The sequence below is a fragment of the Tsuneonella sp. HG222 genome, from assembly GCF_053819185.1.
In genome coordinates, this window is the sequence record NZ_JBSOQZ010000001.1 from 1,555,825 (window position 1) to 1,572,213 (window position 16,389).

Here is a 16,389-nt window from a genome sequence, read left to right on the forward strand (position 1 = left end):
GCCGCTAGCGGTTTAGCTGCGCAGCCGCCAGCCCGTGCGGAAGATATAGGCGATCACCGCCACGCAGGCGACGAGAAACGCAAGGGTGAAGCCCAACGCGATGCCGATCGGCACGTCGGAATGGCCGGTGAACGTCCAGCGCAGTCCATTGACGAGGTAGAAGATCGGGTTGGCCTGCGCCACCGAGCGCCAGGGCTCGGCCAACATCTGCACCGAATAGAACGTCCCACCCAAAAAGGTCAGCGGCATGAGGATGAGCATGGGGACGATCTGCAGCTTCTCGAACCCGTCCGCCCACAGGCCAAGGATGAAGCCGAACAGTGCGAAGGCGGCCGCGACCAGCACGATGTAGCCCACGGCATAGATCGGATGCGCGATCGAATAATCGACGAAGATTCGCGCCGTCACCAGGATGATTGCGGCGATGATCAGCGCCTTGATCGCCGCTGCGCCGACGAAGCCGATGATCGTTTCTGCCACGCCGACCGGCGCGGAAAGCAGTTCGTAAATGCCGCCGGTGAACTTGGGCATGTAGATACCGAAGCTGGCGTTCGAAGTGCTTTCCGAGAGCAGCGTGAGCATGATCAGCCCGGGCACGATGAACGCCCCGTAGCTCGCTCCGCCGAACATCGACGTGTCCATCCGCCCGCCGATCGCCGCCCCGAACACCACGATGTAGAGCGAGGTCGTGAGGACGGGCGAGAGGATCGAGCCGAAGGCCGTGCGGAAGAACCGGTGCAGCTCGTTCTTCAGGATGGCGATGGCGCCGCGCAGGTTCATAGCGCCTTCTCCCGTTCCGCCTGGTGGACCAGGTCGACGAAGATGTCCTCCAGCGTGGATTCACGTGTGTCGATCCCGACGAAGGGGATGTCCTGGCGCGTCATCGTGCGGGCGATCTCGGCAACATCGGACTTGCCCTTCCCGGTCCCGTCGCCGCCGCGATAGACCAGGCGGCGCCCGCCGTCCTCGAGCTGAAGCGGATAGTCGGCGAGCGAGGCGGGAATGCCCGCCAGCGGCGCGTCGAAGGTGAAATGCGCTTCGGTCCGGCCGAGGCGCGCCATGATCGCGCTCTTGTCGTCGGTCAGCAGGATGCGGCCCTTGTCGATCACGCCCACGCGGTCGGCCATTTCCTCGGCCTCCTCGATGTAGTGGGTGGTGAGGATGATCGTCACGCCGCGGGCGCGCAGCTCGTCGATCTGGCGCCACATGTCGCGCCGCAGCTCCACGTCGACGCCGGCGGTAGGCTCGTCGAGGAAGAGCAGGTCGGGGTCGTGCGCCAGCGCCTTGGCGATCATCACCCGGCGCTTCATGCCGCCCGAAAGCTTGCGGATCTGCTCGTCGCGCTTGTCCCAAAGACTGAGCGAGCGGAGCACCTCCTCGATCCGCGCCTCGTCGGGCGCGAGGCCGAACATGCCGCGCGAATAGCGAACCTGGCGGATCACCTTATCGAACATGTCGAACGCAAGTTCCTGGGGAACGAGACCGATACGCCTACGCGCCTCGCGCCAGTGTTCGGAAATGTCCTTGCCGAAGGCGCGGATCGTGCCGCTGGTGGGGTTCACCAGCCCGCAGATCGCGCCGATCAGGGTGGTCTTACCGGCCCCGTTGGGCCCGAGCAGCGCGAAAATCTCGCCTTTGCGGATTTCCAGGTCGACCCCCGCCAGCGCGGTAAGTCCGTTGGGATAGGTCTTGGTCAGTCCCTCGATCTGGAGAATCGGCTCGCTCATGTGGCGCGCAAGATGGCGGTTAAGTTGCGGAATGCAACCTCAGGGAATGAGCAGCGAGCTGTCGCCGTAGCTGTAGAAGCGGTACTCCCCCGAAATCGCGTGATTGTAGACCTGCCGCATCCGTTCGAGCCCCATCAGCGCGCTGACAAGCATGAACAGCGTCGAGCGGGGCAGGTGGAAGTTTGTCATCAAGCCGTCGATCGCGCGGAAGCGGTAACCGGGCGTGATGAAGATCGCGGTATCGCCTTCGAACGGGCGTACGACGCCGTCCTCGCCGGTCGCGCTTTCGAGCAGGCGCAGGCTGGTGGTACCCACCGCGATGATCCGGCCCCCGGCGGCGCGCGCGGCGTTGAGTCGGTCGGCGGTCGCCGCCTCGATCCTGCCCCACTCGCTATGCATCGCGTGGTCGGCGGTATCCTCGGCCTTGACCGGCAGGAAGGTCCCCGCCCCGACATGGAGCGTGAGCGTTTCGCGGCCGATTCCCGCCTTGTCGAGAGCTGCAATCGTTTCCGGCGTGAAGTGCAGCGCCGCGGTCGGCGCCGCAACGGCCCCGTCCCGCTGGGCGAACATCGTCTGATAGTCGCTGCGATCGGCCTCGTCGGTCGCGCGCTTACCAGCGATGTAGGGCGGCAGCGGCATGGTCCCGGCGCGTTCGAGCAGGACCTCGACCGGCTCCTCCCCCGCGAAGGCGAGCACGAAGCTGCCGTCCGGCAGCCGCTCCTCGGCAATGGCGCTCACACCTTGAGGAAACTCGATCACCTCGCCCGGACGCAGCCGCTTGGCGTTGCGCACGAAGGCCTGCCAGCGGCGCAGGTCGATCCGCTTGTGCAGCGTGGCGCCGATCCGGGCGTCCCCCCGGCGCCCTTCAAGTTGGGCGGGAATGACGCGGGTGTCGTTGAACACCAGCACGTCGCCCCGGCGCAGCAGCGTGGGCAGGTCGCGCACATGCCGGTCGGCGAGCGGCGAGTCGCCCTGCGCGACCAGCAGCCTGGCGGCGTCGCGCGGACGCGCCGGGCGCAGGGCTATGCGCTCGGGCGGGAGGTCGAAATCGAAGAGGTCGACTCGCATGCGCGGGCCTTACCCGCCGCGGGTCCTACTGCGAAACAGGTTCGCTGGGTGCAACGGCGGCTACTGCGGGCGTCGCCGGAGCGAACTGCTGTGGCAGGTTGTCGGACGCGATCGAGGCCTGGACGATCCAGGTCGGCTCCGCCGGCGGCTCGCCCTTGGCGATCGTGTCGACGCCCGGCATGTTCGAGATGACCCGGCCGAAGTTGGTGTACTTCTTGTCCAGCGCGAAGCGCGGGTAGAAGACGATGAAGAACTGGCTGTTGGCGCTGTCCTCGCTCTGCGAGCGGGCCATCGAGACCGTGCCGCGCAGGTGGGGCACCGGATTGAACTCCGCCTTCAGGTCGGGCAGCGGCGAACCGCCCGTGCCGGTGCCGGTGGGATCGCCGGTCTGCGCCATGAAGCCTTCGATCACACGGTGGAAGATCACCCCGTTGTAGAATCCCTGCCGGGCCAGCGTCTTGACCCGCTCGACATGCCCGGGCGCCCACTGCGGCATCAGCCGGATGGCGACCCGCTGATTGTTCGACAGATCGAGCAGCAGGATGTTGTCCGGATCGTGCGCCATGTCGAAATCGACCTGAGATGGCACCGGGGCGGCCGGCGCGGCGGCAGTAGCGGCGGCATCCTGCGCCGCGGCCAGGGCGGGCGTCAGGGCGAGCGATACCGCGAGTGCGGCCGAAGCGAAGGCTTTGATCATGACTGGTCCGTATGTTCCGATTTCGCAGCGCCCTATCGGCAAGCCGCTGACGCTGCAATTAACGAATTGGCTCTGCGCGCCTCAGAAATCGCCGCGACGGCCGAGCGTCGCGACCCGCGCTTCCACCTGTTCGCACACGTCGCGGCTCACGAACGGCGCGATGTTACCCCCGAACAGGGCGATTTCCTTGACCAGCTTGCTGGCGATGGGCTGCAGGCTGACGTCGGCCATCAGGAACACCGTTTCCACGCCCTCGTCCAGTTGCTGGTTCATGCCCGCCATCTGGTATTCGTACTCGAAGTCGGCGACCGCGCGGAGGCCCCGGATCAGCACGGTGGCGCCGATCCGCCGCGCATACTTCACCAGCAGCGCGTTGAACCCCTCAACCTCGACATTGTCGATGCCGAGCCGCCCCACCTCGGCCCGGACCATCTCGATCCGTTCCTCCGGGCTGAACATCGGATCCTTCGAGGGATTGGTGGTGACCCCCACGACCAGCGTGTCGACCAGCCTGGCCCCGCGCCGGATGATGTCGGTGTGGCCCAGAGTTATCGGGTCGAACGTGCCGGGATAAAGGCCGATGCGGCTCACCTGTCGCGCTCCACGATGAAGCGGGCGAGCGCGCGCAGCAGGTCGGCTTCCTCGCCATGCTGCGCCAGATGGCCGACGGCCTGCTCGGCCAGCGCGGCGGCCTGGTCGCGTGCCTTCTCCTCGCCCATCAGGCTGAGGAAAGTCGCCTTGCCCGCATCTGCATCCTTGCGCAGCGCCTTTCCGGCCTTCGCCTCGTCGCCGCTGGCGTCAAGCAGGTCGTCGGCGATCTGGAAGGCGAGACCGATGTCGCGGGCATAGGCCCGCAGGTGCGCCCTGCCCTCTTCCGGCACGCGCCCCAGCACGGCGCCCATCTCGACCGCGGCGGCCAGCAGTGCGCCGGTTTTCAGTTGCTGCAGGCGGGTCACGGTATGCAGGTCGAACGTCTGGCTTTCGGCGACGATGTCCATCATCTGTCCGCCCGCCATGCCGCTCGCCCCGCTCGCCCCGGCCAGCGCGCCGACCAGCTCGGCGCGAACGTAGGGATCGCTCGCCGTCTCGGGCATCGCCAGCACCTCGAACGCAAGCGCGTGGAGCGAATCCCCCGCCAGCACCGCGGTCGCCTCGTCGAAGGCCTTGTGCACTGTGGGCTTGCCGTGACGCAGGGCATCGTTGTCCATGCAGGGCAGGTCGTCATGAATCAGCGAGTAGGCGTGGATCGCCTCCACCGCGCAAGCCGCCAGGACCGAGCACTGCCGCGACACGCGGTACATATCGGCCGTGGCGGTGAGCAACAGCGGCCGAACCCGCTTGCCCCCGCCGATCGCGGCATAGCGCATGGCTTCGATCAGGCGGGCTCGGGCATCGGCGGGTACCGGCAGTAGCTGGTCGAACGCCGCGTCGACTTCGCCCTGGATGCGCTTGAAGCCCTGTGTGAGGAGGTCGTCGGCCACGACGAGGCTCATCGTGGTCAACCGGCGTCGAACGGCTCGGTGCCGGCGGCCTTGCCGTCGGGCCCCTGGACGATCTTCTCGATCCGCGCCTGCGCCGAGTCGAGCCGCGCCTGGCAATGTTTGCGCAGCGCTTCACCGCGTTCGTAGAGGTCGATCGACTGCTCCAGCGGCACCTCGCCGCCTTCAAGCTTGCGAACCACGTCTTCGAGGGCGCGCAGCGCGTCCTCGAAGCTCATCTGCGACAGGTCTGCACCCTCTTCCGCCATGCGCGGTGCTTTGGCGGGGATACCCGTTTGGGTCAAGCAGTCACCCGGCCCGCCGCCTAATCCCAGATTGCCTCTGCGAACTGCCCCATGAGCGCGTCCCAGAAAGCCAGGTTGTCGGCAAAAAGCCCGGGGCCCATCCCCTCGCCATCGAGCGTAATGTCCATCTCGAGCCGGGCGACTCCGTCGTCCTTGAGATAGGCGCGGCCGAACCGGTTCGCCGAGTTCCATTTGTTCAGGTCTTCGAGCGTCCCGTGGTCGGGCTTTTGGAATCCCGCATAGAACTGGAGCGTGCGGCAATCGGTGTTGGCCGTGCAGCCGTAGAAGAAGACCTTGAAATCGTAGCCGTTGGCGGCGCTTTCGATCAGGGGATCGCCTGTCTCGTCCTTGGTCAGCTTGGCCCTGTAGCCCGCCTGCAGAAGCGCCTCGCGAACGCTTTCCGGGTTGGTCGGGGTGATGTTGCCCGGCCGGACTTGGGCCAGGGCCGCCTGCCCAGTACCCAGTGCCAACGCAACCGCCAATGCGAACGATAGGATCCTGTTCATGAATCTGCCCCCTTGCCCTACCACCGATCTAACCAATCCGGCATGCAAGGCAACCGGCGCTTTACCGGGGAAGAACGGCCCTGAGCGAACCGGTTGGCGCGCCCCCCTCTAGCGTCTCCGGCCGCGCTTGGTTAAGGGGCCGGGCCATGACCGAGATCACCCCCGAGATCGTTGCCGAGCACGGCCTGTCCCCCGAAGAATATGCGGTGATCGAGGACCGCCTCGGCCGCGCGCCGAATCTGGTCGAGCTGGGCATCTTCTCGGTCATGTGGTCCGAGCATTGCAGCTACAAGTCGAGCCGCCTGCACCTCAAGAAGCTGCCGACCGAGGCGCCCTGGGTGATTTGCGGCCCCGGCGAGAATGCCGGCGTGATCGACATCGGCGACGGGCAGGCGTGCATCTTCAAGATGGAGAGCCACAACCACCCCAGCTACATCGAGCCCTACCAGGGCGCGGCGACCGGCGTGGGCGGCATCCTGCGCGACGTGTTCACCATGGGCGCGCGGCCCGTGGCCAACATGAACGCGCTGCGCTTCGGCCGGCCGGACCACCCCAAGATGAAGCACCTGGTGCGCGGCGTGGTCGAGGGCATCGGCGGCTACGGCAACTGCGTGGGAGTGCCGACGGTGGGCGGCGAGACCAATTTCCACCCGGCCTACGACGGCAACATCCTGGTCAACGCGATGACCGTGGGCGTGGCCGACCAGAACAAGATCTTCTATTCCGCCGCCACCGGCGTGGGCAATCCTATCGTCTACGTCGGATCCAAGACCGGGCGCGACGGAATCCACGGAGCAACGATGGCCAGCGCCGACTTCGGCGAGGATGCAGAGGCCAAGCGCCCGACCGTGCAGGTGGGCGACCCCTTCACCGAAAAGCTGCTGATCGAGGCCTGCCTCGAGCTGATGGCGACCGACGCCATCGTGGCGATTCAGGACATGGGCGCGGCCGGCCTGACGAGTTCGAGCGTGGAAATGGCCAGCAAGGGCGGCGCGGGCATCCGGCTCGACATGGACAAGGTCCCCTGCCGGGAAGACGGCATGACGCCTTACGAGATGATGCTGAGCGAGAGCCAGGAGCGGATGCTAATGGTCCTGCAGCCCGGCAAGGAGCCCATGGCCGAGGCGATCTTCCGCAAGTGGGAGCTGGACTTCGCGGTCATCGGCGAAGTCACCGACACCGGCCACATGGTGCTGGAATGGGGCGGCGAGGTCGTGTGCGACATCCCGCTCGGCCCGCTGGCCGACGATGCGCCGGAATACGATCGGCCCTACCTCTCGCTCGACGAATACAAGGCCTGGGCCGGCATCGCGCCGATGACCGAGCGGCCCGACACGGCCGACGTGGGTGCGGACCTGCTCGCGCTGCTGGCCAGCCCCAACCTCGCCTCGCGCAAGTGGATCTGGGAGCAGTACGACAGCCAGGTCGGTGCCGACACGCTGCAGACCGGCGGCGATGCCGGCGTCGTGCGGGTCCACGGCACGCGCAAGGCGCTGGCCATCAGCACCGACTGCACCCCGCGCTACGTCCATGCCGACCCTTACGAAGGCGGCAAGCAGGCGATCGCCGAGGCCTATCGCAACCTGTGCGCCGTGGGCGCGCGGCCGCTGGCGGTGACCAACTGCCTCAACTTCGCCAATCCCCAGCGGCCCGAGATCATGGCCCAGTTCGTCCACGCGCTCGACGGGATGGGCGCCGCGTGCCGGGTGCTCGACTTCCCCATCGTGAGCGGCAACGTCAGCCTTTATAACGAGAGCAAGGCGACCGGCGGCGGTAGCGCGATCCTGCCCACCCCGGCGATCGGCGGCGTCGGCCTGATCGACGATTACGCGCAGATGATGACCATGCCCTTCAAGGCCGACGGCGAGGCGATCTACCTGATCTGGCCCGAGGCCTGGGCGACCCCGGACCCGGAACGCTCGCACCTTGGCAAGTCGCTCTGGCTGGCCGAAATCCACGGCCGCGACGAAGGCCGCGCCCCGCCGGTCGACCTGACGCTGGAAAAGGCCGCGGGCGGGATCGTACGCGAACTGATCGCCGACGGCCTCGTCAGTGCGGTGCACGACGTGTCGGACGGCGGCCTCGCCGTGGCTCTGGCCGAAATGGCCATGGCGGGCGGCATAGGCGCCGAGGTCGACGGCCATCCCGACTACACCGCCGCGCAGTGGTGGTTCGGCGAGGACCAGGGCCGCTACGTCGTTACCGTACCCGATACCGAGGCGCTCAACCGCGCGCTCGCCAAGGGCACGGAGAACGAGGACACCGCCCGCGTCGGCTTCCGCCGCCTCGGCACGACCGGCGGCGATGCGCTGTTCGGCGTAAAGGTGGCCGACCTCAAGCAAGCGCACCTCAGCTTTTTCCGCGACTGGCTGGAAAGCTAGGCGCGGCACGGTTGTTCGCTGCCTGAAGGCGGCCGAAAGGTCGCCGGACACCAAAATCGTGCGCTTGATCGACACGGATCGTACACCCTAGCGGCCCCTGTCGCCCCTGCACTGCCGCCCGTCGAAAGCTATTCCCGCCGACCGCTGGGATCGCTAAACCGCTCCCCAGGGACGGTGCCGCTTCAAGCGGCTTTCGTGGGGTAACGTACGATGGCAACCACTTCTGCCAACCGCATCCTGACGCTCGACGTCATCCGCGGCATCGCTGTCATGGGCATCTTTTCGGTCAACGTGGTCGGCATGGCCATGCTGCAGAGCGCCTATTTCTACCCGCCCGATTTCGGCTTCGAGCACGGGTACGACAAGGTGATGTGGGCGCTCAACTCGATCTTCGTCGACGGCCGCTTCCGCTCCCTTTTCTCGATCCTCTTCGGCGCATCGACGATCGTCGTGTGCAAACGCGCGGTCGCCGGGGGCACCGCGGCGTGGAAGGTCCACTTCCCGCGCATGATCGTGCTGCTGCTGTTCGGCCTGGCCCACTTCTACCTGCTGTGGTGGGGCGACATCCTGGCGAACTACGCGATGGTCGGCATGGTCGCCTACGTGTTCTGGCGCCTGTCGCCCAAGTGGCTCGTTCTCGCCTCGCTCCTGGCCCTCGGGTATATGTACGGCAGCGAGATCGCCTCCGCCGTGCCGCAGATCGAGATGGTCGAGCGGGTCAAGGGCGGCGGCGGGTCGGCGGAAGAGCAGGCCAAGGTCAACCAGATGCTCTCGCCTGCGCCCGACCTCGCCAAGCGGATTGCCGAGGACAAGGCCACCCACGCCTCGATTCCCGCGCATTTCAAGGCCGCCACCACTCCGCCCGAGGCCTGGCGCCCGTTCAACGGCGTGCTGGGCTATGGGATCGAAACGCTGGGCCTCATGCTGCTGGGCATGGCCGCCTACAAATCCGGCTTCCTGACCGGCGCGTGGAAGCGCTCGAGCTATGTCACGGTGGCCGCTATCTGCCTGGGTAGCGATCTGCTCGTGCACACGATCGGCGCCGTCAAATCGGTCCAGTCGGATTTCGCGCCGCTGGTCTACTTCCCATGGACCCAGCTCTTCGTCAGTCCGCTGCATCCCATCGGTGCGCTTGGCTACGCCGCGCTGTTCATCCTGCTCTTCGGCAAACGCGGAGCGGTCGCAGATCGGTTCGCAGCCGTCGGCCGGACCGCATTCAGCAACTACCTCGGCTCCACGCTGATCGGCACGGCGGTGTTCTTCGGCACTTTCGGCGGGCTCTATGCCGAAGTTTCGCGCGGCCAGGCATGGCTGCTGGTGCCGGTCGTCTGGGCGATCATGCTGCTCTGGTCGCCGTGGTGGCTGGCGCACTATCGCTACGGGCCGTTCGAATGGGCCTGGCGCAGCCTCGCTCGCATGGAATGGCAACCGATGCGGCGCGCCCGACCGGCGCCCGAATTCGGCGCGTCGACGGCCTGATCAGCCCGAGACCCAGTCGCCTTCGGCGATGTCGAGCAGTTTGAGAATGCTGGTCAGGTTACCCCGGTCGATCGCTCCGTTGGCGGCGGCGCGCGCCTTGGGCTTGGCGTGATAGGCGATGCCGTAGGTCGCTGCCTCGATCATCGGAATGTCGTTTGCACCGTCACCGGTCGCCAGCGTGGTCGCGTGCTCGCCGATACGGACCGCTCCCTCGCGCAGGACCCGCTGCTTGACCGAACTGTCGGTTATCCCGCCCACGAGGCCGCCCGTCAGCTTGCCCTCCGACACGGCAAGGCGGTTGGCGACGACCTGGTCGAACCCGAGCATTTCGGCCACCGGATCGGCGAAATGATGGAAGCCCCCGGTCACCAGCACCGTACGGCATCCGAGGTGCTTCAACGTTGCGACCAGGGTGCGCGCACCGTCCATCGGCCGGATACGTTCTGCAAGGCATTGCCCGATGGCGCCGTCGCTGAGCCCGGCAAGCAGGCCGACGCGCTCGCGCAGCGCGCTTTCGAAATCCAGCTGGCCCTGCATCGCGCGTTCGGTGATCGCGGCGATCTGGGGCTTCAGGCCGGCGAAATCGGCCAGTTCGTCGATGCATTCCTGGCCGATCATGGTCGAATCCATGTCGGATACGAACAGGTCGGGCCGGCGGAACGGCTGATCGCTGATGAGGAAGTCGCACGGGGCGAAGTGCGCGTCGATCACCTCGCGCAATACCGCGACGTCATCGCCCGGGAGCGACAATTCGAGCACGTCGCCGCAGAAATCGAGCATCTGGGCCCCGGCGAGCGGCGCGCCTCTTTCGGCAAGCGCGCGGCTCGCGGCGTCGAGGCGCATTTCCAGCCCCGCCGGGTCTGCTATCAGGCGCGCGATGAGCAAGGGGGATACCTCCAGAAAACCGGTCGCGCTCATTGCAGGGCCGACCGCCAGCGGCAAGAGCGATCTCGCCGTCGCGCTGGCCCGCGCGCTCGGGCGGCCGGCGGTGGTGATCAACGCCGACAGCGCGCAAGTCTATCGCGACCTGGAAGTCCTCAGTGCCCGGCCGAGCGAGGCCGAGATGCAGGCGGTGCCGCATCGGTTGTTCGGCGCCTGGGACGGAGCCCAGCCCTGCTCGGCAGCCGATTGGGCCGCCCGCGCCAGGCAGGAGATCGAAGAAGCGCATCGCGCCGGCACGGTGCCGATCCTGGTCGGCGGCACGGGGATGTACATCCGCACGCTGCTCGACGGCATTGCCCCGGTCCCGCCGATCGACCCCGACGTCAGGGAGGCTGTCCGCGGCCTTTCGGTGGCCGAGGCACGCGCCGCTCTGATCGATGAAGACCCCGAACGGGCCGCAATTCTCGCTGCCGGGGATATTACCCGGATCGCCCGCGCGCTTGAAGTAGTGCGCTCGACAGGCCGCCCACTGGCTCATTGGCAACGCGAAACCGCCGGAGGCATCGGCCAGGTGATCGACCTCCACCCCCTCGTACTGCTGCCGCCGCGCGAATGGCTCTACCAGCGATGCGACCTGCGCTTCGAAATGATGATGGATGGCGGCGCGGTCGCCGAGGTGGAAGCGCTGCTGGCGCGCGGGTTTGACCCTGCGGCACCCGTCATGCGTGCGATCGGCGTACCGGAAATTGCGGGCTGGCTGCGCGGAGACTGGTCGCGCGACGAGGCCGTCGAGCGCGGGAAACGGGCGACGCGCAATTACGCCAAGCGCCAATATACTTGGTTCAGGCGGCAGCCACCGCAAGATTGGCCTCGCGACGAGACCGAAAGAGCCAACATCTCCGCCTGTTTTGAAAGATTATTCTCGTAACATGGGTTGACATGACATTTAATGTCGCGTAGCCGACCTGCAAGCACGGGAGCCGCCGCAGGTCTGGCACCGTCACGAGCTGGAGAGGAGCGGCCCGGCGCGAGGCAATCGCGCCGGGTCCGTTTTTTCCGGCAAGGGAAACGCAGCAGATAAGGGGTTTGCAATCGTGTCGGATGAACGCAGCGGTGCTGCGATACTGGTCGAATGCCTGGTCAGGCAGGGCGTGGAGTTCGTCTTTGGATATCCTGGCGGCGCGGTCCTGCCGATCTACGATGAGCTGTTCGGCGATCACCGCATCCGCCACATCCTCGTGCGGCATGAAGCCGGCGCGGCGCACGCGGCCGAAGGCTATGCCCGCAGCACCGGCAAGCCGGGTGTGGTCCTTGTCACCAGCGGCCCCGGCGCGACCAACGCCATCACCGGCATCGCCGACGCCTTCATGGATTCGATCCCGCTTGTCGTGATCACCGGGCAGGTTGCGACCAACCTGATCGGGACCGACGCATTCCAGGAAGCCGACACGATCGGCCTGACGCGCCATTGCACGAAGCATAACTACCTCGTGAAGGATCCCGCGGAACTCGCGGCGACGATCGACGAGGCGTTCGAGATCGCCATGACCGGCCGCCCCGGCCCGGTCGTGGTCGACATCCCCAAGAACGTCCAGGTGGCCACCGCTGCCCTGCACGACGGGCCGGTCCAGCGGCCCAAGCGCTACAACCCCCGCACCGAGGGCAGCAGCGACGAGATCGCTCGGGCCGTAGAGATGCTGGCGCAGGCCCAGGCTCCGGTGTTCTACACCGGCGGGGGTGTTATCAATTCGGGTCCGCGCGCCAGCGTGCTGCTGCGCGAACTCCAACAGCGGACCGGCGCCCCGGTCACCTCGACGCTGATGGGCCTGGGTGCCTTTCCGGCAGATCACCCCGACTGGCTCGGCATGCTGGGAATGCACGGCACGTTTGAGGCCAACATGGCGATGAACCAGGCCGACCTGATCGTTGCCATTGGGGCGCGCTTCGATGACCGCGTGACCGGCCGGCTCGATGCCTTCGCGCCCAATTCGAAGAAGATCCACATCGATATCGACCGCGCCAGCATCAACAAGATCGTGCCGGTCGACCATGGCATCGTCGGCGACTGCGCCACCGTGCTCGAGCAGCTGCTCGCCGCCTGGGGCGACCGGCGGGCGACGGATCTGGGCGAATGGAAGGCGCGGGTCCTCGGCTGGAAGGCGCGCGACAGCCTCGCCTACCCCAGTCGCAAGGATGCGATCATGCCGCAACTCGCGGTCGAACGGCTGTTCGCCCTCACCCGCGACAAGGATCCCATCATCACCACCGAAGTCGGCCAGCACCAGATGTGGGCGGCCCAGTATTTCGGCTTCTTCGGCCCCAACAAGTGGCTCACGAGCGGGGGCCTCGGCACGATGGGCTACGGCCTGCCGGCGGCGATCGGCGCGCAACTAGGCAATCCGGATTCGCTGGTCATCGATATTGCCGGCGAGGCTTCGATCCAGATGAACATCCAGGAGATGGGCACCGCCAGCCAGTTCCGCCTGCCGGTCAAGGTGTTCATCCTCAACAACGAATACATGGGAATGGTCCGCCAGTGGCAGGAACTGACCTACGAAAGTCGCTATTCGAACTCCTATTCCGACAGCCTGCCCGATTTCGTATCGCTGGCCGAAGCCTATGGCTGGAAGGGCATCCGCATCGAGCACGAAGCGGACCTCGACGCCGGCATCCGGGCGATGATGGAGCATGACGGCCCGGTCATGGTCGATTGCCAGGTCTCGAAGGACGCGAACTGCTTCCCGATGATCCCCAGCGGCGCTGCGCATACCGAAATGCTGCTCTACGGCGATCAGGTCGCCGGCACGATGGAAGACGAAGCGAAGGCCCTGGTCTGATGAAAATCCAGCATCGCGACACCGAACGGCACGTGCTGGCCGTGACCGTCGACAACGAGGCGGGCATTCTGGCCAAGATCGCCGGACTGTTCACCGCGCGCGGCTACAACATCGACAGCCTGACCGTGGCCGACATCTCGGAAGATCACCACACGAGCCGGATCACCATCGTGACCAACGGGCCGCCCCCCGTGATCGACCAGATCATCAGCCAGCTCGAACGGCTGATTCCGGTCCACAAGGTCGTCGACCTGACCGAGGCGGGAAGTCACGTGGAACGCGAACTGGCACTGATCAAGGTCAGGGGCCGGGGCGACGACCGGGTCGAGGCGCTGCGCCTGGCCGAGGTGTTCCGCGCCCAGGTGATCGACACGACCACCGAGAGCTTCGTGTTCGAACTGACCGGGGCGAGCGAGAAGATCGACCGCTTCATCGCCCTGATGCGCGAACTCGGCCTTGTCGAGGTCGGCCGCAGCGGCATCGTGGGCATGATGCGCGGAGCCGAGGGGGCCTAGGCCCCGAAATAGAAAATCATCGTCGCTCCCGCTCGTGCAGGGGCTTATCCAGTCACTCGCACCGCGAGAAGTCAAACGGTCCTGCCACGCGCGGGAACCCACGGGGAAAGTATATGAAGGTTTATTACGACGCCGATGCCGACCTGAACCTGGTCACGGGCAAGAAGATCGCCATCCTCGGCTATGGCAGCCAGGGCCATGCCCATGCGCAGAACCTGCGCGACAGCGGCGTAAGCGAAGTCGCTATCGCACTGCGACCCGGATCGGCCAGCGCCAAAAAGGCCGAGGGCGCAGGTTTCAAGGTCATGTCGAACAGCGAGGCGGCCGCCTGGGCCGATGTGCTGATGATCCTTGCCCCCGACGAGCACCAGGCGGCGATCTGGGAGAACGATCTCAAGGGCAACATGAAGCCGGGCGCCGCGCTCGCCTTCGCGCACGGCCTCAACGTCCACTTCGGGCTGATCGAGCCGCCGGCCGATATCGATGTGATCATGATCGCGCCCAAGGGCCCGGGCCACACGGTGCGCAGCGAGTACGTGAAAGGCGGCGGCGTCCCCTGCCTGATCGCAATTCACCAGGATGCCACCGGTAACGCGCACGACGTGGCGCTGGCCTATGCCAGCGGCGTGGGCGGCGGCCGTTCGGGAATCATCGAGACCAACTTCCGCGAGGAATGCGAAACCGATCTGTTCGGCGAGCAGGCCGTCCTCTGCGGCGGCATTACGCACCTGATCCAGGCGGGGTTCGAAACGCTGGTCGAGGCCGGCTACGCGCCCGAGATGGCCTATTTCGAGTGCCTGCACGAGACCAAGCTGATCGTCGACCTGCTCTATGAAGGCGGCATCGCCAACATGCGCTATTCGATCAGCAACACGGCCGAATACGGCGACATCACCACCGGCCCGCGGATCATCACAGCCGAGACCAAGGCCGAGATGAAGCGGGTCCTGGCCGACATCCAGAGCGGCCGGTTCGTGAAGAACTTCGTGCTCGACAACCGCGCGGGCCAGCCCGAACTCAAGGCGAGCCGCAAGGCGGCCGAGGCGCATCCGATCGAGCAGGTCGGCAGCCGCCTGCGGGCGATGATGCCCTGGATCGGCAAGAACAAGCTGGTCGATCAGGCGAAGAACTGACCGGCCGACGGATAAGGAACGCCGCGGGCGCGGTGCGAGTTGCTCCTGCAAAGGAGAGACGCATGCCGCGCCCCGTTCTTCCCATCGCCTTTGTCTCACTTGTCCTCGCCGCCTGCACGGCCGGCGAAACGCCTGCCGACAGCCCCTCCCCTTCCCCTACCGCAACCGAAACGGCCTCTGCGGACGACCCAGCGGTCGTCAGCGAGCAAGCGGTGGGCGAGGCGCAGCAGGCACCTCAGCCCGCCGATGCCGATGCTTCGCAATGCGAAGCCGAAAAGGTGGGCGAATTCGTGAACGCGCAGCCCACCGCGGAGACGAAAGCCGCAATTGCCGATGCCGTGGGAGACCGGCCCATTCGGTACTATACCCAAGGCGATCCAATCACGATGGATTTCAATGTGGCACGGCTCAACGTCGAACTCGGCGCGGATGGGCGGATAAAGCTGTTCCGCTGCGGATGACCGCACGGCGGCCGCGCCACCCCGGCCCTGGCGGGACGCAGGACGGTTCACAGTGGACAAGGTCAAAAAGGCAGGCCACTATCCAGATTGATTTTCTCCGGGAGAGCCCTTCAAATGCGTAAGTTGACTGCCACTGTGCTCGCCGGCGCTGCCGCGCTGGCCGCTTTCACCACCATCCAGGCCCAGAACGGCCCGCCCCAGCTGCCGGGGCAAATGGACGTCGGCCGCGTCGCTGCCGGCATGTACCACTCCGACAAGGGCCACTCGCTGGTCGGCTGGCGCGTCAACCACTTCGGCTTCAACGACTACTTCGGCATCTTCGGCGATGTCGACGGGATGCTGGAAATCGATCCGAAGAACATCAGCGCCGCCAAGGTCGATGTGAACATCCCGATCGCGTCGGTCGTCGTCGCCAGCGCCGGTCTCAAGGATCACCTGACGCGCGCCGGCAAGGAGGGCGGCAAGCCGGACTTCTTCGGCCCCAATCCGACCGCGGCCCGCTTCGTCTCGACCAAGGTCGAATCGACCGGCGGCACCACCGCGAACATCACCGGCAACCTGACGATGAACGGCGTCACCAAGCCGATCACCATCGCCGCCGAATTCACCGGCGCCGGCAACTCGATGATGGGCAACAAGGCGACCATCGGGTTCGAAGGCCGCGCGGTGCTCAAGCGTTCCGACTGGGGCATCGGCTTTGCCGTGCCGATGGTGTCGGACGAAGTCGAACTCGACATCTCGACTGCCTGGGAAAAGCAGTAAGCTCATCATTCGGCGCCCCCGCCCATGCGGCGGGGGCGCAGTTTTTGCTTGCCTAGTCGGGGACAATTGCCCAGTTTCGCCGCCGATGCCTGCCCGCGCACTCCTTTCGCTGCTTCGACTTACGCGCCCTTAGGCGCGATTTTCTGCGTGCGCCCATT

17 protein-coding genes are annotated in these 16,389 nt (G+C 66.3%); 8 read left to right on the plus strand and 9 right to left on the minus strand.

Going from position 1 to position 16,389, the window contains the following annotated elements:
• Positions 1 to 12 precede the first annotated feature (12 nt).
• The 8 genes from ACWPMZ_RS07795 to ACWPMZ_RS07830 form a co-directional block, all read right to left on the minus strand.
• Positions 13 to 780 carry an ABC transporter permease gene (locus tag ACWPMZ_RS07795; protein ID WP_455703440.1) on the minus strand — a complete coding sequence of 256 codons (768 nt, stop codon included), beginning with the start codon at positions 778 to 780 and terminating at the stop codon, positions 13 to 15.
• On the minus strand, positions 777 to 1,727 hold the full coding sequence (locus tag ACWPMZ_RS07800; RefSeq protein WP_455703441.1) for an ABC transporter ATP-binding protein: 951 nt from the start codon (positions 1,725 to 1,727) through the stop codon (positions 777 to 779). Before ACWPMZ_RS07800 ends, ACWPMZ_RS07795 begins: the two co-directional genes overlap by 4 nt.
• A gap of 39 nt (positions 1,728 to 1,766) precedes the next feature.
• The gene (gene queA / locus ACWPMZ_RS07805; RefSeq protein ID WP_455703442.1) at positions 1,767 to 2,795 is read right to left on the minus strand and encodes a tRNA preQ1(34) S-adenosylmethionine ribosyltransferase-isomerase QueA; all 1,029 of its coding nucleotides are present in this window, start codon (positions 2,793 to 2,795) and stop codon (positions 1,767 to 1,769) included.
• Positions 2,796 to 2,820: 25 nt separating this feature from the next.
• On the minus strand, positions 2,821 to 3,492 hold the full coding sequence (locus ACWPMZ_RS07810; RefSeq protein ID WP_455703443.1) for a peptidylprolyl isomerase: 672 nt from the start codon (positions 3,490 to 3,492) through the stop codon (positions 2,821 to 2,823).
• A gap of 81 nt (positions 3,493 to 3,573) precedes the next feature.
• Positions 3,574 to 4,083, minus strand: a complete 510-nt coding sequence (gene coaD, locus ACWPMZ_RS07815; protein WP_455703444.1) for a pantetheine-phosphate adenylyltransferase — start codon at positions 4,081 to 4,083, stop codon at positions 3,574 to 3,576.
• Positions 4,080 to 4,985, minus strand: a complete 906-nt coding sequence (locus ACWPMZ_RS07820; RefSeq protein ID WP_455703445.1) for a polyprenyl synthetase family protein — start codon at positions 4,983 to 4,985, stop codon at positions 4,080 to 4,082. Before ACWPMZ_RS07820 ends, coaD begins: the two co-directional genes overlap by 4 nt.
• Before the next feature lie 5 nt (positions 4,986 to 4,990).
• Positions 4,991 to 5,239: an exodeoxyribonuclease VII small subunit gene (locus ACWPMZ_RS07825; protein WP_455703446.1), complete on the minus strand. Its 249-nt coding sequence runs from the start codon at positions 5,237 to 5,239 to the stop codon at positions 4,991 to 4,993.
• Positions 5,240 to 5,295: 56 nt separating this feature from the next.
• The gene (locus ACWPMZ_RS07830; RefSeq protein WP_455703447.1) at positions 5,296 to 5,781 is read right to left on the minus strand and encodes a YbjN domain-containing protein; all 486 of its coding nucleotides are present in this window, start codon (positions 5,779 to 5,781) and stop codon (positions 5,296 to 5,298) included.
• A 146-nt stretch (positions 5,782 to 5,927) separates the two neighbouring features.
• Between ACWPMZ_RS07830 and purL the strand changes: the two genes are divergently transcribed.
• Both purL and ACWPMZ_RS07840 read left to right on the plus strand, forming a co-directional pair.
• Entirely contained in the window at positions 5,928 to 8,162 is a 2,235-nt protein-coding gene (gene purL, locus ACWPMZ_RS07835; RefSeq protein ID WP_455703448.1) for a phosphoribosylformylglycinamidine synthase subunit PurL, read from the plus strand.
• Positions 8,163 to 8,372: 210 nt separating this feature from the next.
• Entirely contained in the window at positions 8,373 to 9,641 is a 1,269-nt protein-coding gene (locus ACWPMZ_RS07840; RefSeq protein ID WP_455703449.1) for a DUF418 domain-containing protein, read from the plus strand.
• On the opposite strand, the gene serB is transcribed toward ACWPMZ_RS07840, so the two are convergent.
• Positions 9,642 to 10,559: a phosphoserine phosphatase SerB gene (gene serB / locus ACWPMZ_RS07845; RefSeq protein WP_455703450.1), complete on the minus strand. Its 918-nt coding sequence runs from the start codon at positions 10,557 to 10,559 to the stop codon at positions 9,642 to 9,644.
• Between serB and miaA the strand changes: the two genes are divergently transcribed.
• From miaA to ACWPMZ_RS07875, 6 genes are all read left to right on the plus strand, one after another.
• Positions 10,519 to 11,451: a tRNA (adenosine(37)-N6)-dimethylallyltransferase MiaA gene (gene miaA / locus ACWPMZ_RS07850; RefSeq protein WP_455703451.1), complete on the plus strand. Its 933-nt coding sequence runs from the start codon at positions 10,519 to 10,521 to the stop codon at positions 11,449 to 11,451. The two genes, serB and miaA, sit on opposite strands and share 41 nt — an antisense overlap.
• Before the next feature lie 166 nt (positions 11,452 to 11,617).
• The gene (gene ilvB / locus ACWPMZ_RS07855) at positions 11,618 to 13,360 is read left to right on the plus strand and encodes a biosynthetic-type acetolactate synthase large subunit (RefSeq protein WP_455703452.1); all 1,743 of its coding nucleotides are present in this window, start codon (positions 11,618 to 11,620) and stop codon (positions 13,358 to 13,360) included.
• On the plus strand, positions 13,360 to 13,875 hold the full coding sequence (gene ilvN, locus ACWPMZ_RS07860; RefSeq protein ID WP_455703453.1) for an acetolactate synthase small subunit: 516 nt from the start codon (positions 13,360 to 13,362) through the stop codon (positions 13,873 to 13,875). The genes ilvB and ilvN overlap by 1 nt, the downstream gene beginning before the upstream one ends.
• Positions 13,876 to 13,988: 113 nt before the next feature.
• Positions 13,989 to 15,008 (plus strand): ketol-acid reductoisomerase, encoded by a 1,020-nt coding sequence (gene ilvC, locus ACWPMZ_RS07865; RefSeq protein ID WP_455703454.1) that lies wholly within the window; start codon positions 13,989 to 13,991, stop codon positions 15,006 to 15,008.
• 62 nt (positions 15,009 to 15,070) lie between these two features.
• A complete protein-coding gene (locus ACWPMZ_RS07870) occupies positions 15,071 to 15,469 on the plus strand; it encodes an I78 family peptidase inhibitor (protein WP_455703455.1) in 399 nt (132 codons plus the stop codon).
• Between the two features lie 114 nt (positions 15,470 to 15,583).
• Entirely contained in the window at positions 15,584 to 16,231 is a 648-nt protein-coding gene (locus ACWPMZ_RS07875) for a YceI family protein (protein ID WP_455703456.1), read from the plus strand.
• The last annotated feature ends 158 nt before the right edge of the window (positions 16,232 to 16,389 follow it).